At 63.1% G+C, this 20629-nt stretch carries 20 protein-coding genes and 2 pseudogenes; 6 read left to right on the top strand and 16 right to left on the bottom strand.

Annotated elements, in window-relative coordinates; translation table 11 throughout:
* Positions 1-19: 19 nt before the first annotated feature.
* A complete protein-coding gene (locus RI103_RS30065) occupies positions 20-517 on the bottom strand; it encodes a low affinity iron permease family protein (protein ID WP_409077003.1) in 498 nt (165 codons plus the stop codon).
* Between the two features lie 455 nt (positions 518-972).
* Between RI103_RS30065 and RI103_RS30060 the strand changes: the two genes are divergently transcribed.
* The 3 genes from RI103_RS30060 to RI103_RS30050 all read left to right on the top strand — a co-directional run bounded on the left by RI103_RS30060 (position 973) and on the right by RI103_RS30050 (position 2271).
* Entirely contained in the window at positions 973-1497 is a 525-nt protein-coding gene (locus tag RI103_RS30060; protein ID WP_310816279.1) for a phasin family protein, read from the top strand.
* 19 nt (positions 1498-1516) lie between these two features.
* The gene (locus RI103_RS30055) at positions 1517-1912 is read left to right on the top strand and encodes a hypothetical protein (protein WP_310816278.1); all 396 of its coding nucleotides are present in this window, start codon (positions 1517-1519) and stop codon (positions 1910-1912) included.
* A gap of 71 nt (positions 1913-1983) precedes the next feature.
* Positions 1984-2271: a hypothetical protein gene (locus RI103_RS30050; RefSeq protein WP_310816277.1), complete on the top strand. Its 288-nt coding sequence runs from the start codon at positions 1984-1986 to the stop codon at positions 2269-2271.
* A 74-nt stretch (positions 2272-2345) separates the two neighbouring features.
* On the opposite strand, the gene hmpA is transcribed toward RI103_RS30050, so the two are convergent.
* A complete protein-coding gene (hmpA, locus tag RI103_RS30045) occupies positions 2346-3527 on the bottom strand; it encodes an NO-inducible flavohemoprotein (RefSeq protein WP_310816275.1) in 1182 nt (393 codons plus the stop codon).
* 112 nt (positions 3528-3639) lie between these two features.
* Here hmpA and norR point away from each other — a divergent pair, with 112 nt between their 5' ends.
* Positions 3640-5232: a nitric oxide reductase transcriptional regulator NorR gene (gene norR / locus RI103_RS30040; RefSeq protein WP_310816273.1), complete on the top strand. Its 1593-nt coding sequence runs from the start codon at positions 3640-3642 to the stop codon at positions 5230-5232.
* Between the two features lie 76 nt (positions 5233-5308).
* Here norR and RI103_RS30035 read toward each other — a convergent pair whose 3' ends face one another.
* From RI103_RS30035 to RI103_RS30000, 8 genes and pseudogenes are all read right to left on the bottom strand, one after another.
* Positions 5309-5992, bottom strand: a complete 684-nt coding sequence (locus RI103_RS30035; RefSeq protein ID WP_310816271.1) for a glutathione S-transferase N-terminal domain-containing protein — start codon at positions 5990-5992, stop codon at positions 5309-5311.
* 206 nt (positions 5993-6198) lie between these two features.
* A complete protein-coding gene (locus RI103_RS30030; RefSeq protein WP_310816270.1) occupies positions 6199-6342 on the bottom strand; it encodes a hypothetical protein in 144 nt (47 codons plus the stop codon).
* Positions 6343-6395: 53 nt separating this feature from the next.
* On the bottom strand, positions 6396-6686 hold the full coding sequence (locus RI103_RS30025) for a hypothetical protein (protein WP_310816269.1): 291 nt from the start codon (positions 6684-6686) through the stop codon (positions 6396-6398).
* A gap of 206 nt (positions 6687-6892) precedes the next feature.
* Complete coding sequence (locus tag RI103_RS30020) at positions 6893-8545, bottom strand: FAD-dependent oxidoreductase (RefSeq protein WP_310816268.1); 1653 nt, start codon at positions 8543-8545, stop codon at positions 6893-6895.
* A 44-nt stretch (positions 8546-8589) separates the two neighbouring features.
* Positions 8590-9225, bottom strand: coding sequence for a hypothetical protein (locus tag RI103_RS30015; protein ID WP_310816267.1), 636 nt, complete (start codon positions 9223-9225; stop codon positions 8590-8592).
* 151 nt (positions 9226-9376) lie between these two features.
* Positions 9377-9583 (bottom strand): annotated as a pseudogene (locus RI103_RS30010) (FAD-dependent oxidoreductase); the annotation flags it as partial.
* A 16-nt stretch (positions 9584-9599) separates the two neighbouring features.
* Positions 9600-10313: an HAD-IA family hydrolase gene (locus tag RI103_RS30005; protein ID WP_310818606.1), complete on the bottom strand. Its 714-nt coding sequence runs from the start codon at positions 10311-10313 to the stop codon at positions 9600-9602.
* 177 nt (positions 10314-10490) lie between these two features.
* Positions 10491-10937 (bottom strand): annotated as a pseudogene (locus tag RI103_RS30000) (ATP-binding cassette domain-containing protein); the annotation flags it as partial.
* A 28-nt stretch (positions 10938-10965) separates the two neighbouring features.
* Here RI103_RS30000 and RI103_RS29995 point away from each other — a divergent pair.
* Positions 10966-11937 carry a LysR substrate-binding domain-containing protein gene (locus RI103_RS29995; protein WP_310816265.1) on the top strand — a complete coding sequence of 324 codons (972 nt, stop codon included), beginning with the start codon at positions 10966-10968 and terminating at the stop codon, positions 11935-11937.
* Between the two features lie 27 nt (positions 11938-11964).
* On the opposite strand, the gene RI103_RS29990 is transcribed toward RI103_RS29995, so the two are convergent.
* On the bottom strand, positions 11965-12618 hold the full coding sequence (locus tag RI103_RS29990; RefSeq protein ID WP_310816264.1) for a TetR/AcrR family transcriptional regulator: 654 nt from the start codon (positions 12616-12618) through the stop codon (positions 11965-11967).
* 129 nt (positions 12619-12747) lie between these two features.
* Here RI103_RS29990 and RI103_RS29985 point away from each other — a divergent pair, with 129 nt between their 5' ends.
* Positions 12748-13524, top strand: coding sequence for an SDR family oxidoreductase (locus RI103_RS29985; RefSeq protein ID WP_310816263.1), 777 nt, complete (start codon positions 12748-12750; stop codon positions 13522-13524).
* A gap of 56 nt (positions 13525-13580) precedes the next feature.
* Here the strand turns inward: RI103_RS29985 and RI103_RS29980 are convergent, their stop codons facing one another.
* The 5 genes from RI103_RS29980 to RI103_RS29960 form a co-directional block, all read right to left on the bottom strand.
* On the bottom strand, positions 13581-14546 hold the full coding sequence (locus RI103_RS29980) for a D-2-hydroxyacid dehydrogenase (protein WP_310816262.1): 966 nt from the start codon (positions 14544-14546) through the stop codon (positions 13581-13583).
* 2 nt (positions 14547-14548) lie between these two features.
* The gene (gene tkt, locus RI103_RS29975) at positions 14549-16630 is read right to left on the bottom strand and encodes a transketolase (protein ID WP_310816261.1); all 2082 of its coding nucleotides are present in this window, start codon (positions 16628-16630) and stop codon (positions 14549-14551) included.
* A gap of 129 nt (positions 16631-16759) precedes the next feature.
* Complete coding sequence (locus RI103_RS29970; RefSeq protein ID WP_310816260.1) at positions 16760-18619, bottom strand: TRAP transporter large permease subunit; 1860 nt, start codon at positions 18617-18619, stop codon at positions 16760-16762.
* Between the two features lie 4 nt (positions 18620-18623).
* Positions 18624-19667 carry a DctP family TRAP transporter solute-binding subunit gene (locus tag RI103_RS29965; protein ID WP_310816259.1) on the bottom strand — a complete coding sequence of 348 codons (1044 nt, stop codon included), beginning with the start codon at positions 19665-19667 and terminating at the stop codon, positions 18624-18626.
* Positions 19668-19827: 160 nt separating this feature from the next.
* A complete protein-coding gene (locus tag RI103_RS29960; protein WP_310816257.1) occupies positions 19828-20592 on the bottom strand; it encodes an SDR family NAD(P)-dependent oxidoreductase in 765 nt (254 codons plus the stop codon).
* Positions 20593-20629 lie beyond the last annotated feature (37 nt).

The raw sequence follows: 20629 nt of genomic DNA, 5'->3' as shown, positions 1-20629 counted from the left end.
GTCGCCGACAAAGCGTTGGCTAATCGCGTTGCGCCGCCGCTCCCGTGTTGCCATCGCGATTTTTATCGCTTCGCCGCGCGTCGCTACCATCATCGTCATCGCGATTGTCGACGAAGGGCGAATCGGTATCGTTGCCGCCGGCACGCAGCGCGCTCCGTGCTTCCTCGGCCAGTTTTTCGTAGTGTTTGCGGAAGCGGGTCAAGTCTTTTTCCTCGAGTTCTTCAAGATCGAGCAAGGCGTTGTGAGCCCCTTCCAATGCGCGGATCAACTCGTCGAGCTTGATCTGCATCGCGGCCGTGTCGCGATTCTGGGTGTTCTGGATCAGGAAAACCATCAGGAACGTGACGATCGTGGTCGACGTGTTGATCACTGGCTGCCACGTATCGCTGTAATGAAAGAGCGGACCGGTGGTCGCCCAGACGATCACCATGACGACGGCCAGAACAAAGGTGGCGGGCCTGCCGGTCATCGTGGAGAGGTAGCTTGAGAACTTCGAAAACCATTTGCTGCTCATCATGATCTCCGGGGCGTCGGGCGACGTGGGGCATCATCGCATAGACGGCGCCCGAGTCCGCGGGCAAGCCCGTAATGTCGGTAGTGGTCCTTTCGATCGAGCGATAGACGATTGCGGTCGCGTGCATTTGATCGTCCATCGCACATCTGCTCAGGCTCCCATAGCACGATCAATCTACTTACCGACAGTGCCTTTCCGCGTTGTTTCCGACGGGTCGGCGAGTACGGCGACGCCGCGAACATTCCGCTGATCTTTCGAAGATCGGAGTGTCGTCATTCCTCAGTCGATACGACGCCGTCATTCAAGGGTAACTACCTACAAAAGAGTGCGCCAGGTGCCGATTTAACAAAGTTAGAATGTTTCGTCTAATGCTGCATCGCGGAACGATTCGAGCTTGCGTACCGCTGGTTTCGCATACCTCTTGTCTGAGCAATGAACGTTTAAGGAAGGAGTGCAGAGTGTATTTTTCGACGCCAGAGCAATTTATCTCCGTGCAAAGTGCCAATGTTGCCGTCGCATTTTCGTTGGCGCAGCAAACATTCCAGTATTTTGAAGAGCTGGCCAAGTTGAACCTGCAGGCAGCCAGAGCCACGCTCGCGGAGAGCGAACAGGCATGGCAGATGGCGATGTCCGGTAAGACACCGGTCGAATTGTTTGTTCATCAGGTCAGCAACGCGCAACCGGTCGCGGAGAAACTGCTGTCGTACAACAGTCACATGCTCGACATTGCCAACGGCGCACAGGCCGAGTTTCTGAAGATCTTCGAAGATCGATTCGCACAGTCCAACGCAAAAATGCAGACGGTTGTCGACGACTTTGCACGCAATGCTCCAACAGGTTCCGAACTCGCGGTCACCGCGTTCAAGTCAGCCGTTGCCAGCGCAGGCGCTGCCTACGACGCGATGCGCAAAGCCACCGCGCAAGCCATTGCCATGGCACAGGCCAGCCAGTTGCCGGTGCCTGCAGCGACGCGGGCCAAATAAAACGAATCAGCGAACTGCAATGCTCACGCAGCCTTGGGGCAAGCGCTTCAGGGCTGTTGTTTCGCTTTCCTGCAAGCAGGACGGATCGGCCGATTCGGATACGACATGGGTATCGCATTGCTTGCCAACTCGTTCGAGGGGCGATCCGAAGGCGCCTAAAAAGTTAGCCGGGAATGCAATGGGAAGTCACGCTTCTTTTAAGAACGATCTCTCGCACATTGAAACGATAGTCACAGCGCTTGAGCGATTCACTTCAAAAGGTGATTCGATGGCTTGCACGTCGCTGGTCAATGAGCCGGGTTATTGGCGTCAACGGATCGAGGCGATACTGAATCAGCGCGAGATATCAAGAGTCGATCGGGAACATGCCGACGCATTGCTGAGACGGCTGGGCGGCATCGTCAAAATGTCTTAGTAGAGTGGAAGAATCGACAAACATCTGAATGCCGCGAGAAACGCGGATCAGCCAACATATAGGGGAACGACATGACCAGTGAATCTTCCGAGAGCGGTTTGCAGGTGCTGTCGGCGCACGCTTCAGGCCGTCATCGGCTCGTGGTGCGCGCGGCGCTTCACGGTATGCGCATTGCTGCAATCTGGCAGGTGCTGTTGCCATTCTCGCGCAACGTCGAGAAAGTCGATGTGACGACGCTTCCCGGCAGTGGGTTCGAAGAAGTCACCATAGCGCTGGCCCAGGCGCAACGCGAGTTGGTCGATGCCATGGTCGCGCGCTTCAGGAGCATGTCCTGGGTGACAAGCGCAACGCTTTGCTGAGGGCGTAACTGCAACGCGGCGGTTGCGTGCGAACAGCCGGCGCCGGCTGTTCGCACGTGAGACAGAACCGCGGTTTATTCCAATGCGGAAGCCGGACCGAAAAATTCATAACGGCTCTGCGACGCCGGTACGCCGATCGCCTTCAGGTGCCTCTTGATGGCCTTCATGAACGCGACCGGTCCGAGGAAATAGACATCGACGTCGCGCGTTTCGGGTAGCCACGCGTCGAGGCGCGTTTCGTCGAGATAGCCGATGCCGTGCGCGTTGGCGTCTTCCGTGCGACGCTGTTCGTAGCAATAGAAACGCTTCAATGTCGGATGACGCGCGGCCAACTGGTCAATCATGTCGCGGAACGCATGCACGCCGCCGTGACGCGCCGAGTGAATGAAGTGCACCGGACGATCGGTCTTCAGCGCGGCTTGCAGCATCGCCAGCGTGGGCGTGATGCCCACGCCGCCGCTGATCAGGACCAGCGGCTTGTCGCTGTGTTCGAGCTTGAAATCCCCGGCCGGCGCAAACAGTTCCACCGTATCGTGTTCGTTGACGCGCGTGTGCAGATGGTTCGACACCTTGCCATTCGGCTCGCGCTTCACGCTGATACGGTATTCGCGGCCGTTCGACATCGCCGACAGAGAATAATTGCGGCGCACTTCTTCGCCGTCTATATGGAGCCGCACGCCGATGTATTGCCCCGGATGAAACGCGAGCAACTCGCCGTTGTCGTCGGGGCGCAGATAGAACGACGTGATCTCGTCGCTTTCCCGCACTTTACGCGCGACGCGAAAGAGCCGCGTGCCGCGCCAGCCGCCCGGCGCCGCTTCACGCTCGGCATACATTTTCTCTTCGAGTCCGCTCAACAGATCAGCGAGTTGTTGATAGGCGGCGGCCCACGCTTCGATGACCGCATCGGTGGCGATCTCCGCGCCGAGCACTTCGCGGATGGATCTGAGCAGGCACTGTCCAACGATCGGATAATGCTCCGGCAGGATATTGAGTGCGACGTGCTTGTTGATGATCTGCGAGACCAGCCCGCCAAGTTGTTCGAGTTGATCGATGTGACGTGCGTACATCAGCACGCCGTTGGCCAGCGCGCGTTGCTGCGCGCCGCTCGCCTGATTGGCGAGGTTGAACATGGGGCGCACTTCGGGATGTTCGCTGATCAGCATGTCGTAGAAGTGCGTGGTCAGCGCCTCGCCTCCGCTTTCGAGAAGAGGAACGGTGGCTTTGACGATGGCGCGGTGTTCGGCGGAAAGCATGGGAAGTCCTGGTTGTTGGTTGAGATCGAGTCGGGCTTCGACTGACGCGCTTCTCTATCCATGTTTCGTGCCAGGTATAAAATGCAGTTAAATCAACGATGTGAACTTGGTGATGGTCAATTCGACCTTAGTCGAACAGACTCCTGCTGGAGTCAATCTGACTGCAGAGGTGCTCCTCGACGTCCTGACGCCGCTGATCCTCGATCTGTCGCGCGACTTGTCCGACCGCGAGCGCTACCGGCGTCTGCTCAGCAGCCTGCGCACACTGTTTCCCGGCGACGCAGCCGCTTTGTTGCGTCTGGAGGGCGACACGCTGGTGCCTCTCGCCATCGACGGGTTGAGCAGCGATACGCTGGGCCGGCGCTTTCGTGTCGGCGACCATCCGCGCTTCGAGCAGCTTTTGTCGCGGCCGGAGCCGACGCGCTTCGCCGCCGACTCCGACTTGCCGGATCCCTACGATGGGCTCGTTCAAGGCGTGGCCGGGCATCTCGAAGTCCACGACTGCCTTGGCTGTCCGCTGTTTGTTCGCGGCCAGCCGTGGGGTTTGCTCACGCTCGATGCGCTGGATCCGGCGCGTTTCGACAGCATCGACATGGCGTCGCTGCAGGCGTTTCTGAGCCTGGCCGCCGCCACTGTGAGCGTCGTCGAACGAATCGATACGCTGGCGCGCAGCAGCGAAGAGGAGCGGCGCCGCGCGGAGGCCTACCGGCAGGCGAGCAGCCAGAGCCGGCGCGAGATGATCGGCAGCAGCGAGGCGCACACGCATCTGATCAAGGAAATCGAAGTCGTTGCCGGCAGTGATCTGACGGTGCTGATCACCGGCGAGACCGGCGTCGGCAAGGAACTCGTGGCCAATGCGATTCATGCGCTTTCGTCGCGAGCCAACAAGCCGCTGATCAGTCTGAATTGCGCCGCGCTGCCGGATACGCTCGTCGAGAGCGAACTGTTCGGGCATGTGCGGGGCGCGTTCTCCGGCGCGTCGTCGGACCGGCGCGGCAAATTCGAACTGGCGGACGGCGGAACGATTTTTCTCGATGAAGTCGGAGAACTGCCGCTTCTCGTGCAGGCCAAGCTTTTGCGGGTTTTGCAGAACGGCCAGTTGCAGCGCATCGGCTCGGACCACGAACACAAGGTCGACGTGCGGCTGATCGCCGCTACGAATCGCGATCTCGCTGAAGAGGTGCGCGCAGGGCGGTTCCGCGCGGACTTCTATCATCGTCTCAGCGTCTATCCGTTACACGTGCCGCCGTTGCGCGAACGCGGGCGCGATGTGTTGCTGCTGGCGGGGTTTTTCCTTGAAGAGAATCGCTCGCGGCTCGGCCTTCTGAGCCTGCGTCTTTCGGCGGATGCGCAAGCCATGCTGCTGCGCTATCCGTGGCCGGGCAACGTGCGTGAACTCGAACACCTGATCGGGCGAAGCGCGCTCAAGGCACTGGCCGCGAATCGCGAGCGCCGCCGGATCCTGACCTTGACCGCTGCCGACTTCGCGCTGTCAGCCGCGCCGGAGCAAGACAAAAGCCAGGCACCGGCTGAAACAGGCGAGGCTGGATCGAAGGACTTTCGCAGCGCGGTCACCGAGTTCGAGCGAACCACGGTTCTTGACGCATTGGCGCGCCACAACCAGAACTGGGCGGCCGTCGCCCGCGAGCTTGGTCTCGATCGGGCGAATCTGAACCGGCTGGCCAAACGGCTTGGCCTCAAATGACCGCTAACGCGACCGCCGCGCTATTGCTGCACGATGGCAGCGCGTGGCGCGGCGTGTCTAACGGGAAGACGCTTACTTAGGCCGCCACGTCTTCGTTTTGTGGAAATAGCGCGCGGCGGGTTTCTTCGTCGAACTCGGCTTTCAGCGTCAGCTGGTCCTTCAAAGCCTGTGCGCGCGCCGCGGCCGGGCGCGCGGAGATTTCGTCCACGACGCGTTTCACGTTCGGATACGCGCTCAGACCCGCTTCGCCGAGAATGTAGCCGGCGAAGCCAGCCCAGCCCCACAGCGCGATGTCCGCGACCGAATAAGCATCGCCGGCCAGATAGTTGGACGTCGCGAGGCGCTCGTCCAGCACGCGATAGTGGCGCTCCACTTCCTTCAGATAACGATTGCGCGCATAGGGCAGCGGCGATGGCGCGTGATGCAGAAAGTGCACCGCCTGGCCCGAGAACGGCGACAGTCCGGTCGCGACGAACATCAGCCACGACAAGGCCTGCGCGCGTTCGTCAGCCGATGCCGGCAGGAACTGGTCGTGTTTCGCCGCGAGGTGCAGCAGGATGGCGTGCGAATCGAACACGGTCACGCCGTCGTCGGTAATCGCGGGGACTTTCGCGTTCGGGTTGATGCGGAGAAACTCGGGGTGATGTTGCTCGCCCTTGAACGTGTCGACGGCGATCAGTTCGAACGGGATCTGCAGTTCTTCGAGCATCAACGCGACTTTCATCGGGTTCGGCGAGGGGTGGAAGTAAAACTTCAGCATGACGATCTCCATGGAATAAGGGGTAGGGCAGATGACAACCGGACGGCACAGCGCCGCTCGGATTCATGCTGCGGTGGCTGCCCGGTCGTTGCGACCTGTGGTGATGATGGGCTGCCGGGCCGCTTTTGCCGTACGACTATTCCGATGAGAACGTTCGAACGATTCGCACGTGTTGTCGCGAACGAATCGAGATCGCCTGCTTGCCGCTACTCCGCGATCGAAAAGCGCGACGGACGCTTTTGCGGCGCTTTGGTGGGACGCTCCACGCGCGCGGTGGCGCCGCGAATGAAGAGGATGGCGCAGAAGGCCACCATGGCCCAGATGCAGAAAATTACCGTCAGAGCGCTCATGTCAGTTTTCAGATGTTGAGACTGCGATTGATGCTGACCGGCCCGTGGGACGGTCAGTGTGTCGTATGCGGGCCGCTGCCGTCCAACAGAAGCTCGTCGATCAGGCGCGTGGCCAGTGCCAGTTGCTGTTCGAGCGACGCGCGCGCTGCTTGCGCTCCCGCCGCGTCGCCGCGCGCGGCGGCGTCGTAAGTTTGCGTCGCGAGGCACAGCACGCTTTCCGATGCAAGGTGCAACCCGCGCATCGTTTCGGCGTCGGCGCCCGGCATCGGGCTGGTCCATTCTGTCGTCGAAGCGGCCGGCAGGCCGATTTCAAACTCGTTATCTTTATCGTGGCGGGTAGACATCGCAGGCTCCTTGCGCAATTGGCACGATCTCAGTGTGCGCCGGCGGGTCGGGTTTCAATCGGGCGAATAGAAGCCTGTTTTTTAGTCAATCCTCGGTGATTGGGAAATCTAAGTATTCAGCTGAAGAATAGACAATGTGGCGGTGGTGCCGTGCAGCTGTCGGCGCGCTTCCGAGAGCGGGCAAAAGCACGCTGCGGAATCCAGCACTATCGGGCGTCTTGCTGAAGATATTTGTGGGCGAACGCGATTGCCATGCTACCTTCGCCGACCGCGGAAGCGACACGTTTGACCGGACTGAGCCGCACATCACCGCAGGCAAACACGCCGGGCACACTGGATTCGAGCAGGTAGGGATCCCGGTCATGTGACCAGCGTCCGGCCTTGACGACGTCGTCGCCGGTGAGCACATAGCCGCGCGCATCGCGTGCGATTTCTTCGGGTAACCACCCGGTCTGCGCGTCGGCGCCAATGAACACGAACAATGCCCCGCAATCGTGCCGGCGTACTTCCGTGCTCGCCGCATCGCGCACGTCGATCGCGGTCAGATGGGTGTCGCCATACGCGCCCACGATTTCCGATCGCAGTTGCACCGCGACGTTCGACTTGCCGCGCAGTTGCTCGATCAGGTAGCGCGACATGCTCTTGTCGAGCGAATCGCCACGCAGAACGAGCGTCACCATGCGCGCATGATTCGCAAAGTACAACGCCGCCTGGCCAGCCGAATTGCCGCCGCCGATCAGATACACGTCGAGTCCATGCGTCGCGTTCGCTTCGCTGCGCGACGCGCCATAGTAAATACCCTTACCGATAAACCGGTCGAAGCCTTCGATCGAGAGACGCCGCCACGTGACGCCCGTCGCCAGAATGATCGTTCGCGTCCGGATGACGTCGCCGCCGTCGAGGTGAACGCTACGCTCCTGCACATCGATCCGGTCGACCGACCGTGTCACCAGAATCTCCGCGCCGAGCCGCCTTGCCTGCTGCAGCGCGCGGCTCGCGAGTTCGTCTCCGGAGACACCGTTGGGAAAGCCGAGGTAGTTCTCGATACGTGAAGAAGTGCCGGCTTGTCCGCCGGGCGCTTCACGCTCCAGCACGATAGTGCGCAAACCTTCCGATGCGCCGTACACCGCCGCGGCGAGACCGGCCGGGCCGCCGCCTATGATCATCGTGTCGTATTCGGCGAGGCGAGGCTGCGTTTGCAGACCCAGCAGGCCGGCAAGCTCGCGGGTCTCTGGCCGGTTCAGTACAGTGCCGTCGACCAAACGCAACGACGGGCACTCCTGCTCTGTCGGACAGGTTCCAGGCCAACGCGTCGCCAGTTCGGGCGCGTCGGGCGTCATCCAGTCGTGGCTGATCTGGTTGCGCGCGAGAAAATGCCGCAGCGCTGTACAGGCGTCGTCCCAGCGGCTGCCGACCATCGTCACGCGAGGCTTCGGCGGCTCGGCTGAGAGCCCTTGCAATCCGCCGATGCGCTCACGTGCGAGGGCGCCCATCTTGAGCGCCACGTCCGGCGATGCGGCGGCCAGCACGTAATAACGCTGAGCGTCCACACGCATGACACGCGACGGTTCCGCGGCGCGGTAAGCGCCCGGAAACGGCGAACTCAGTGCAAGCGGCACTTCACCGAAGATCGCGCCGGGCAGGCGCCAGCCTAACGTGCGCTCGACACCGTCGAACGTTTTGATGACTTCCATCTTGCCGGTGAGAACGACATACAGTGCACGCTCGCCGCCTTCATGGACCGCGAATTCACCTGCGCACAGATGCAGGTCCGCGCACGTGTGCGCGAGATGGTCGAGTTCGTCTTCGGAGAGTGTTGCAAAGAGCGGTACTGTCCGGATGTCGTCGATTGTCAGCATGGCTGCGTCCAAACAGGCTAGGGGAGTTATTTCGGACTGCAATCTTACGGCGTGCTACTCGATGTCGGTGCCTGCGAGGCCGGATTGACGCGTGCGGATTCTCTCACCAGTTGCTGCGTCATCGCAGCGGCGACCGGGTTCGAACCGCGGTGGTCCTGGCTGGTCGGCGCGGCTTGCATCGGTGACGGCAGCGGCAAGGACGGATCGGGTTTGGAAGACTCCCTGACGAGCTGTTCCGTCATGGCCGCCGCGACGGCATTCGAGCCGTGCCGGCTCAGATCGTCGCGCGCGCGGTCGAGCGGCTGCGCTGCGTTTGCCTTCGCCGCAACGGACTCGCGCGTCTGCGCCGATGCGGGTGCGCGGCCCGGCTGTTTGTGCCGCTGTCCTTGTGGCCGCGCATCTGTTTGCGCGTCGTTGGCGACGGGACCCGCTTTAGACGGCAACGGTGCGCCCGCGATCTCGCCCGTACTGTTCGCGGACGGCGAAGTGGGAACCACGTTGCCCGCGGTCACATTCGTGCCGCCCACTCGCGGATCGACCGCCGCCGTGGTGACGGAGTCGGCCGTCACCGCGTCTGGCGCTGCCTGTGAGCGGTCGCTTTTAGCAAGAAGCTGGTAAGAAATGAATGCCACATCCACCACAACCAGCGCGATTATCAACGCCTTGCCTGTATTCGTCATATCCAACACCGCGTCGTTCGAGTGAGGTGATCGAATCATGATAATCGACTGCCAAAAAACATTTTGGGCGGCGTTTTGCGATGCAATTCATGCGGTTTTCTCCACACGTTTTGACACCGTTTTGACACTCCTCGTCAGCTAGCCATCAGCTACTGCGGCGCTCGACCATCAGACGCGCGTCGAGTTCGGCGGGAAGGCGTTCGGTGGCGATCATCGCGCTGCGAAACGGCACGAGTTTGCGCTGATACGCCGAGGTCGCCGCCGTGAGATCCGAACCCGTCTCGTGTTCGATGTCGCTACGCGATTGCACGGTCATCGAGGTATCGCCGAGATTCGTGCGAACCCAGTCGGCCTCGGCGCGAGCATCGGCTGGCTCAGGCCGCGAGGCGCGCTTCGGTTTCGACGGCATCCGCGAGCGCGGCGAGCGTGGCGAACTTGAACGTCGGCGTGGTCACGGTTTCCGGCACGGGCGTCGCGCCGAAGCCCTTCACGTTCTGACGTCGTTCGATCCAGCAGGTCGCGTAGCCGAGCTTCGTGGCGACGCCGATGTCGTGATACTGGCTTTGCGCGGTGTGCAGGATTTCGCCGAACTTGTAGCCGAACGCCGCCTGACGGCCGCGGTTGTATGCGAAGAATTGCGGGTCCGGTTTAGCGACGCCGGTTTCGTCGCAGCAGACGGTGTCGTCGAACGGATCGCCGAGCGTGTGCGCGTAGGCCGAGAGCGCCACGCGGTCCGCGTTGGTCATCGCGACGAGGCGGAAGTGTTTGCGCAGACGCTTGAGCGCCGCGACCGAATCCGCGAACGCCGGCCATTCGAGCACGTCGCGCTGGAAGGCGGCAGCCGATTGCGCGTCGTCGGGCAGACCGAGTTCTTTCGCGAGCGAGAGATAGACGTTCGCCATTTCGTGGCTCGAACGGCCCGGATAGTTGGCGCGGCCGCGCATGTACGGCTCGAAGATCTGGTCGTCGGTCAGGTCATTCGCTTTCGGGCCGCCAATGCGTCGCACCGAGGCGAGCATGCCGCGCTCGAAGTCGATGAGTGTGCCGACGACGTCGAACGTCAGGACCTTGAAATCGGTGAGCTTCATAAAATCATCCTTTTGCAGTGTGCGGTGAATCGGAGAGGGAGTGCCCCACGCGTGGGCGGAGAAAATCAGGCGGGCACGACGATCGTGTCCTGCGGGTCGAGCGTCACGCTGATCTGTGCGCCGCTGGCCGCCGGAAAGCTGGCCGATGCCGCGGCTTTCGTAGCCCGAGAGTTCGACCGTCGCGAGCGCGTCGGCGACTTTTTTCGCCCACGTCGCTTTCGGCTGACGGCGCGCGCGCAACGGAAACGCCACGTTCTCGCCGACGCTCATATGCGGAAACAGCGCGTAGTTCTGAAACACGATGCCGATATCGCGTTTGTGCGGCGGCGCAAATGTAATGTCGCGCTCGCCGACCCAGACCGCGCCCGAACTCGGCTGCACGAAGCCGCCGAGAATGTCGAGCAGGTGGTCTTGCCCGAACCCGAAGGGCCGAGCAGCGAGACGAATTCGCCGGGGGCGATGTCGAGTGAAACGTCGTCGAGGGCCACCATCTGGCCATAACGCTTCGCTGCCGATCGGATCGACACACCTGTTTTCGCTCGTGCGTCCATTGCGTCCTGTCTCGCTGAAGAAGCCTGCGTTAGGGAAAATATAGGCCGCGCCCTTTTTGGCGGCAATTCCCAAATTGTTGGAGAGGGCATAACATCAGGTCATGCCCAATCTCCGCAAAAAACTGCCGAGCGCCAATGCGCTGTTCGTGTTCGAAGCTGCCGCGCGCTGCGGCAACTTCACGCGCGCGGCGCAGGAGCTATATGTGAGCCAGCCGGCCGTGAGCCGCATGCTGGCGCGCATGGAAGACCATCTCGGCGTGCGTTTGTTCGAGCGCGTGCGTGGCGGCATCGAGCTGACCGAGAACGGCAAGATCCTCTACCGGAAGATTTCCGAGGGCTTCAATGGCATCGAAGGCGCGATCCGCGAGATCGAGGCGCGCGCCACGGGTGTGGAGTCGGTCACGCTGTCGGTGTCCACGGCCTTCACCACGCACTGGCTGATGCCGCGCATAAACCGGCTGAATCAGGCATTCCCGAACGTCGACTTGCGGTTCCAGTTGATCTCGGGGCGCATCGGCGGGCCGCTCGTCGACGTCGACCTCGGCATGCGCTTCCGGCGCGAGGACGAGATCGGCGAGAACAGCATGCTGGTCATGCCGGAGACGTTGCTGCCGGTGTGCAGCCGGCGCTATGACGAGATCGCGGCTACCGAGGCGGGCCGCGCGCACGGCGACACGGTGATCGTCATGGACGACGGCGAGCGCGGCTGGCATGACCGCTTTGAAACGTTCGCGGCACACGGGCGGCACGCCGCGAGCATGCTGAGCTTCAACGACTACGCGATCGTCGTGCAGGCTGCGTTGCTCGGCCAGGGCGTCGCGCTCGGCTGGCTGAACGTGGTGTCGCACTGGCTGATGGAGGGCGCGCTTCAGCCAGCCGAAGAGGAACTGATCGTCACGAACCGGCGCTGCTGTCTGGTGTGGCCGGAGAGCCGCGCGCTGCGCCCGGCCGCGGCCGACGTGCGCGACTGGATCATCGAGGAAACGCGCGCCGACGTGCGCGCGGTCGATCGCGCGTATCCGAAGCTCGGGCTGCGGCGCTCGCTGGCCGACGCGGGATTGGCGATCGGGTAGGGCGTTGGTAGGGCGGGGCTGGTTCCGCTAAGCGTCCCCGCCTTGCGCCACGATCAGATCGAGCGAGCCGGCGAGAATCGATCTGGCAAGTTTGGGGTCGTCGACGGCACGCGCCAGCGTCACCGCGCCGACGATGGTCGCGACAATGCCGAGCGCCAGGCTTTCGCTACCGCCCGCCAGCATCGCCGCGATGCGGGACGCCAGCTTGTGCACGTATTGCGTCAGACGGTCGCGAACCTCCGGCGCCGCGTGCCGCGCCTCACCGGCAAGCGCGCATAACGCGCAGCCGTTGCCTGGATTCTTGAGGTGTTTCTCGCTGAGGAACATGTCGGCGATCGCACGCAACGGTTCTTTCTGCGCCGACCCGTTCGCATTCGCCGCCGCAACGGTGGCGGCGATACGTTTTTCGCTTTGCGCGACGGCATATTCCAGCGCCTCGACGATCAACGCGTCACGCGACTCGAAGTGGCCGTAAAACGCGCCGTGTGTGAGACCGGCGCGCCGCATGCAGTCCGCCACCCCGAGCGCCTCGATGCCGTCTTCGCGAATCTGCCGCGCCGCTGTTTCCAGCACACGCTGACGGCTTTCTGCTTTTTGCGCCTGCGAGTAGCCCATTTCCGTCACCCTCTTGACAATCTGCATGACGAGCATAATACTGAAAATGTGCATGATGATCAACATGCAGATTATTCGATGGGGACCTCCTTCACGGATGTCCACACGCGGCGGCGTTTCTGGCCGCTTAACCGTTGCAGGCGTCGCACGGCCGTCATTTCCGGCACGTTGGCGGCGCAATCCAGGAGAGAGGTGATGCGTTTCACGGGAAAAACAGCGTTGATTACCGGTGGGAATAGCGGCATTGGTTTCGTCACGGCGAAACTGCTGATTGCCGAAGGCGCGCGAGTGGTGATCACCGGCCGCGACGGTGCGAAGCTGGATCAGGCCGTGTCCGAACTCGGCGAAAACGCGCTGGGCGTGCGGGCCAATCTGGACGACGAAGCCGAAATCGGCGCGCTGTTCGAACAGATCAAGAGCAAATTCGGATCGCTCGATATCGTGTTCGCCAACGCCGGCATCTCCGGTCCGACGCCGCTCGGCGGCACGACAGCCGCGGCGTTCGAGGCGATTCTTCGCACCAATCTGACGGCGGTCTTTCTGACGGTGCAAGCGGCGCTGCCGTTGATGAGCGCGGGTGGCGCAGTCGTATTGAACGGCTCAGTGATGCGCGAACTCGGTTCCCCCGGCTCGTCGGCATACTCCGCCACCAAGGCCGGCATCACGGGCATGGCGAAGGTCTTCGCAACGGAGCTGGTGCAGCGTGGTATTCGCGTGAATACAGTGATCCCCGGCGGCACGCGCACGCCGATCTGGACACGTGGCGCGCGCGAAGGCGCGACGCTCGACGGAACGGAACAGGCCTTCGCACCGCGCATTCCCATGGAGCGCCTCGCTACGCCGGAAGAAGTCGCGGCAGCGGTGCTGTTTCTTGCTTCCAGCGATGCGTCGGGAATGACGGCCGCGGAGATCGTCGTGGATGGCGGCACGATCGGGGCGCCGTGGGGCGCGCCGATTTTCCGCAAGAGTTAAGGCCGCGTCAGATGCAGGCAGCCGCGCCGGACGATGAGTCGGCGCGGCTATTCACCTCAATATGCGCCACTCACCAGATTCATCGGCGCACCGTCGACGAAGTTTTCGATGTTGTCCATCAACTGATTCGCCAGGCTCTGCTGCGCCTCGTCCGACGCCCACGCCACATGCGGCGTCAGAATCACATTCGGGCGGCCGGCGGCGCGCAAGAGCGGGTTGTCGTCGGCGGGCGGCTCGCCCGCGGTCACGTCGAAACCCGCGCCGCTGATCAGCCCTTCGTCGAGCGCCTGGACGAGCGCGGCTTCATCCACGAGTCCGCCGCGCGCCGTGTTGATGATCAACGGCCGGCGCTTCATCGCGCGGAATTCGGGCATGGCGAGCATGTTGCGCGTTTGCGGCGTGAGCGGACTGTGCACGGTGATGATGTCGCTGGTCGCGAGCACTTCGTCCCATGGCGTGTACAGCGGGCCGAGCCCTTCGCGTCCCTTGTGCGCGGCGAACATGGGTTGCATGCCGAAGGCTTTGCCGAGTTCCGCCACGCGCTGCCCCAACACCCCTTCGCCGATGATGCCGAGCCGCGCGCCGGCCAGATCGTGAATCGCATGCGTGAAGAAACAGAATTGACCGGATTTTTGCCACTCGCCGGCGAGCACGTCGTCGCGATAGGCGACCAGATTGCGCCGCAGCGCGAGGATCAACGCGAACGTATGCTCGGGCACGGTGTTGATCGCATAGCCGCGAATGTTGCTCACCGCAATGCCGAGCCGCTGAGCTGCCGCCTTGTCGACGCAATCCGTGCCGGTCGCTGCCACCGCGACGAGCTTCAGCTCCGGCAACTGCTCCAGCACTTCGGCCGTTAGCGCCACCTTGTTGGTGATCGCAATCGACGCACCGGCCAGACGCTTGATCACCTGATCCGGCGTAGTGCGGTCGTGCTCGATCAGCTGATGCTCGAAGCGCGGCTCGCGCAATACGATTTGCGGCGCGAGGGTCGTGCGGTCCAGAAAAACGATCTTATGCATGGTCATGTCCCAATGATTGACAGATGCCGCTTCGCTTCAGCGACGATATGCTGCGCGGTGATGCCGAAGTGCTCGTACAGCGTCTCCGCCGAGGCGGACGCGCCAAAGCCCGTCATGCCGACAAAACCGCCGCGTTCGCCGAGATAGCGGTCCCAGCCGAAACGCAACGCCGCTTCCACGCCAACCCGCACGGTGCCCGAGCCGAGCACTGCCGCGCGATAGGCGTCGTCCTGTTCGTCGAAGATTTCCCAGCACGGCATGGACACTACCGCCGTCGCGATGCCTTCGTCCTGCAACTGGCGGCGCGCCTGCAAGGCCAACGCGACTTCGGAACCGGTTGCGAGCAGCGTCACGGCGCGCGCTCTGCCCTCGGCTTCGGCCAGCACATAAGCGCCGCGTTGCGAGAGCGATTCGGCGCTATGTTCCGGGCGCACCAACGGTAAAGCCTGGCGCGCGAACACCAGTGTGCTCGGACCGCGCCGATGTTCGAGCGCGAGCGCCCAGCACTCGGCGGCTTCGACGGCATCGGCGGGACGCAGTACGCGCATGTTCGGCATCGCGCGCAGCGAGGCGAGAATTTCGACGGGTTGATGCGTCGGTCCATTTTTGCCGACGCCGATTGAATCGTGGCTGAACACGAAGTGCACCGGCAGGCCCATCAGCGCCGCCATGCGCATGGCCGGACGCTGATAGTCGGAGAACGCCAGATAGGTGACGCTGGTCGCGATCACGCCGCCGTGCGCGGCCATGCCGTTGGCCATCGCGCCCATCAGATGTTCGCGCACGCCGCAGTGAACGTAGGCGCCGCTGCGATCCTCAGCAGTAAAAGCATGCAACTGGCGCTTGTGGCCGGTGGGCGCTTCGAGATCCGCGCAACCGACCATGCGCTCTTGCAGTGCAGGTGCGAGCAAATCGCTGATCTCGCCGGATACAGTGATGCCGGGCTGCGGTTCGCCGCGTTCCATGGCGCGCTTGCGGTAGTCGTCGAGCACGTCGCGCCAGCCTTGCGGAAGATGGCCGGCCTGGACCCGCTCGAACTCGTCGCGTTGCGCGGCGGGCAACGCGGCGAGACGTTCGTGCCATGCGTAATACTGCGGCTCGCTACGCCGTCCGGCCGCGCGCCATGCGCCGAGAATCTCCGCGGGTATCTCGAACGGCGCGTGCGGCCAGCCGAGTGCGTCGCGCGCCGCGTCGGCATCCGCCTGGAACAGCTTGCCGCTATGGCCGCCGCGCTGTCCTTGCAGACGCGCAATGCCGCGGCCGATCACGGTCTTGCACGCGATCATCGAAGGGCGCGGATCCATGCGGGCGATCGTCAGCGCCGCCGACACCGCTTCGAGATCGTGCCCGTCCACTTCGACCACATGCCAGCCGCCGACGCGAAAGCGCGCGCAGACGTCTTCGCTGATCGACAGAGAAGTGCTGCCGTCGTCGGTGATCTGGTTATCGTCCCAGCAGAGGATCAGCTTGCCCAGTTGCAGATGCCCGGCGAGCGAAATCATCTCCTGGCCGATGCCTTCCTGCAGACAACCGTCGCCGACGAATGCATACGTATAGTGGTCGACGAGTTCGCCGCCGAATTTCGCCGCGAGATACGCTTCGGCGATGGCCATGCCGAACGCGTTGGCGATGCCCTGGCCGAGCGGGCCGGTGGTGGCCTCGATACCGTGTGCCGGTTCGTACTCGGGATGGCCCGCGCAATGTGAGCCGAGTTCGCGGAAGGTCTTGATCTGTTCGAGTCCGATCGCGTCATAGCCGGTGAGATACAGCAGTGCATACAGCAGCAGCGAACCGTGGCCGTTCGACAGCACGAAGCGGTCGCGATCGGGCCAGGTCGGATCGGCGGGATTGAATTTCAGGTGACGGGTGAACAACGCGGTGGCGATTTCGGCCATGCCGAGCGGCACGCCCTGGTGGCCTTCGCCGGCGCGCAGAATCGCGTCGATGGAGAGGAAGCGGATCGCATCGGGCAAGGGCGCCGCTTGCGCGCCGGTTTGCGCGGAGGCCAGCGTAACTCGCGGCAACGGCGTGATCGAAGCGGACGAAGCGTTCGGTGCAGCAGACGCGGCTTCTGTGGTGGACATGGCAAAAGGCTCCTCTACGCCGCTGCATCATGCGCGGCGGCGGCAACAGACAAATCGAATGAACGGGCCCGAAGCGGGCGGAAGAACATCGCGCGAGACATGAGGGCTCATGCCTCGCGCGTCACAGACTCAATGCAGAAAGCCCGTCGAAATCCACGGCACCGCAGCCACGACGATCAGCCCGACCATCAACGCGGCGATGTAGCCGAGAATCGGCTTCATGCCTTCGTCCGGATGGATGCGGCTCACCGCGCAAGCGGAGTAGTAGCCCACGCCGAACGGCGGCGCGAACAGGCCCACGCCCATCGAGAGGATCACGACCATCGCATAATGCACGTCGTGGATATGCATGGCCCGCGCGATCGGAAACATCAGCGGGCCGAACAGCACGATGGCGGGAATGCCTTCGAGGACGCTGCCGAGAATCACGAACATGCAGATCGACGCCGCCATGAACATCGCCGCGCCGCCCGGCAAGCCGCCCAATGCCTGCGCGAGCTGTCCTGAGAAGCCGGATTGCGTCAATGCCCACGCCATTGCGGTAGCCGCGCCGATGATCAGCAGGATCGCGCCGGACAGCGTGGCCGTATCGATCAGCATCGGCTTGAGCCGTTGCCACTCGAAGCGGCGATAGATCAGCAAGCCGGCCAGCACCGCATACGCAATGCCGATGGTGGAGACTTCGGTCGCCGTCGCGATGCCTTCGACCACCGCCGCGCGAATCACGAACGGCAGCGCGATAGCGGGAAACGCGATCACCAGCTTGCGCAGAATCTCGCCGCGGGTCGCACGCTTGACGCCCGACATGTCTTCGCGACGATAGCGCCACTGCACGACGATGCACAGCGTGATCGCCAGCACGATGCCCGGCAGCATGCCACCCGTGAAGAGCGCCGAGATCGACACGCCGGTCACCGAGCCGAGCGTGATCAGCACGAGGCTAGGTGGAATCGTCTCGGTCTGCGCGCCGGTCGCGGCGAGCAGCGCGACCAGGTCACCGGGTTTCGCGCCGCGCGCTTTCATCTCCGGAAACAACACTGGCGCGACTGCCGCCATGTCGGCGGCTTTCGATCCCGAGATGCCGGACACCAGATACATCGCGCCGACCAGCACGTACGAGAGACCGCCGCGCACGTGACCGAGCAGGCTCGCGAGAAACGCGATCATCGCCGCGGCCATGCCGGTCATCTCGATCAGCTGGCCGAGGAACACGAAGAGCGGCACGGAGAGCAGGATCAGATGCGACATGCCTTCGTCCATCCGGCCGACCACCACCGGCATCGGTGTATTCGTGGTCAGCGCGAGGTAGCCGAAGGTGGCGAGTCCGAACGAAAACGCGATGGGCACGCCGCTCAGCACGCCGAGCGCCACGAGGCCGACGAAGAAAATCAGCAGGTTCACGTTGCCGAGGTCGCGCAAGATCGGCCCCAGGGCGATGAAGATGCCGACCAGCGCGCCGACCGTCGCGAGCGCGCCTAGCACGAGGCGCCAGTTGCCCATGCGCGCGAGCCGCACCACGGCGACCAGCAGCATCAGCGCCGAGCCGATCGGCAACGCGGCGGCGCGCCACGAATTCGACAGTTCGAGCGCGGGCGTGGTGATGAACGACTCGTCCTGCGCGAAGCTGATTGCCGGGCCGATCACCATCGCAAGAAATGCGATCGGCGCGGCGATCGCCACCACGTCGAGAAACGCGCGCACACCTGGCGGCGCCATGCCGACCAGCGCCGTCATCCGCATATGCTCGCCGCGCCGCAAGGCAATCACGGCGCCGAGCATGGCGAGCCAGAGGAACAACATGGAGGCCAGTTCGTCGGACCAGACGAGCGGCGCGTGCAGGATATAGCGGCTCGTCACGCCGGCCAGCAGCACGACGATTTCCGCCAGCACCAGCAAGGCAGCGGGAATCTCCACCAGATGCCCGAGCGCGGAGTCGAGCGCACAGGCGAAGCGGTGCTGCCGCTCGTGCGAATAAGAGATCGAGATCATCGCATTACCCCAGTTTTCCGACGGACTTCTCCAGCAGACCCCAGGCTTCGTCGCCGTATTTGCTCTTCCAGTCGTGGTAGAAGCTCGTCTTGGCCAGCGCGCCGCGGAACGCCTCGCGGTCCACGTCGATGAAGGTGATGCCCTTGGTTTTCAGATCGTCGCGCAGGGAACTGCTCAGTTTCGCGATGTCCGCGCGTTGCAGCATCGCGGCCTTTTCGAATTCGCGTGTGACGATGGCGCGGATATCCGCCGGCAGCCGTTCCCACGCGGCGCGGTTGCCGAGAATCCAGTAACCGTCCCACACATGCGAGGTGAGGCTGATGTACTTCTGCACTTCGTAGAGCTTGGCGGTGGCGATGATCGGCAGCGGATTCTCCTGGCCTTCCACCACGCCCGTTTGCAAGGCCGAATACAGTTCGTTGAAGTTGATCGGCGCAGGGCCCGCGTCGAGCGCCTTGAACAGCGAGGTCAGCATCGGTGCTTGCGGCACGCGGATCTTGAAGCCTTTCAGGTCGGCCGGCGCACGCAGCGCGCGCGTGGACGAACTGATCTGGCGGAAGCCGTTGTCCCACACCTTGCTGACCGACACGATGCCGGACTTGCCGATCTGCGCGCGAATGTAATTGCCGAGGTCGCCGTCCATGGCTTTCCACACCGCGTCGTAGTCCTTGAACGCGAAGCCGGTGTTGACGATGCCCGCGGCGGGCGCGAGCGTCGCGAGGATCGACGAGGCCTGGTTGAAGAACTCCACGCCGCCGTTGCGCACCTGCGAGAGCAGATCGGTATCGGAGCCGAGCTGGTTCTGCGGAAACAGCTTGATGTCGAGGCGGCCTTTGGTCGCTTCGCGAATGTGATTGATCGCCTCCTGGGCGCGGATATTGACCGGATGAGTCGGGTCCTGGCCGGTGGCGAGCTTGTACGAAAACTCGGGCGCCGCCATGGCGCGCCGCGAGACGCTCCATAACGGCACGGCTGCGGACAAGGTCGCACCGGCTTTCAGAAAGGTGCGGCGGCTGATGCCCTGCGGGGCGTTTGAACGGTTAGTCATGGTGTCTTCCTCCAATATGGCGTGTCGTTATGTTTATTCTGCGATCTCGAGCGCGGCGGCTGCACGTGTCGCGCGCCGCGTCCGTTTACTCTCTACTACTGTGGCCTCCATCGCCGCCGCTGGCCTCCCGCCATGCGGCCCCCGTCCAGGCCGGAACGGATCAACCGTGAATCAGCATGCCGCCGTTCACGTCGATCACCGCGCCGGTGATATACGAGGACAGCTCCGACGCGAGGAACAGGAACGCGCCGGCCACATCGTCGGGTACGCCCAGGCGATTCAGCGGAATGCCCGCGAGAATCTCGACGCGCTTGTCGTCGCTGATCTTGCCGGCGTTGATGTCGGTCTGGATCAGGCCCGGCGTCACGCAGTTCACGCGAATGCCGTCGTTGCCGAGTTCGCGCGCCATCGCTTTCGCGAGGCCGAGCACGCCGGCCTTGGCCGCCGAATAATGCGGGCCGCCAAGAATGCCGCCGCCGCGCTGCGCCGACACCGACGACATGCAGCCGATCGAGCCGCTTTTCTGTTTCTTCATTTGCGGCACGACCGCTTGCGACAGATACAGCACGCCGCGCAGGTTGACGTCGAGAATGCGGTCCCAGCTTTGCGGGTCGATGTCGAGGAATTTGGCCGCTTGAGTAATGCCGGCGTTGTTGATCAGGATATCGATCGAACCGAAATCGGCGACGGTGCGTTCGACAGCGGCCTGACAGGCAGCGCGGTCGGTGACGTTGCACACATAGCCGCGATGCTCCGGCCCGATCGACGCGGCGGCTTCTATGGCGGCCTTTTCGTCGAGATCGAAAATGGCGATGCGCGCGCCATGAGCGGCGAATTTGCGTGCGGTCGCCATGCCGATGCCGCGCGGCGATGCGCCGCCGGAAATGACGGCGACCTTGCCGTCGAGAAGACGTGACTCTGACATGATGCGGATCTCCTGAATGTGATGCTTATGGTTTGCT

Origin of the sequence: Paraburkholderia sp. FT54 (genome assembly GCF_031585635.1) — a bacterium.
Lineage (GTDB): Bacteria > Pseudomonadota > Gammaproteobacteria > Burkholderiales > Burkholderiaceae > Paraburkholderia.
The sequence above is the reverse complement of the archived record's forward strand: the minus strand, read 5'-3'. Positions and strand labels throughout refer to the sequence as shown.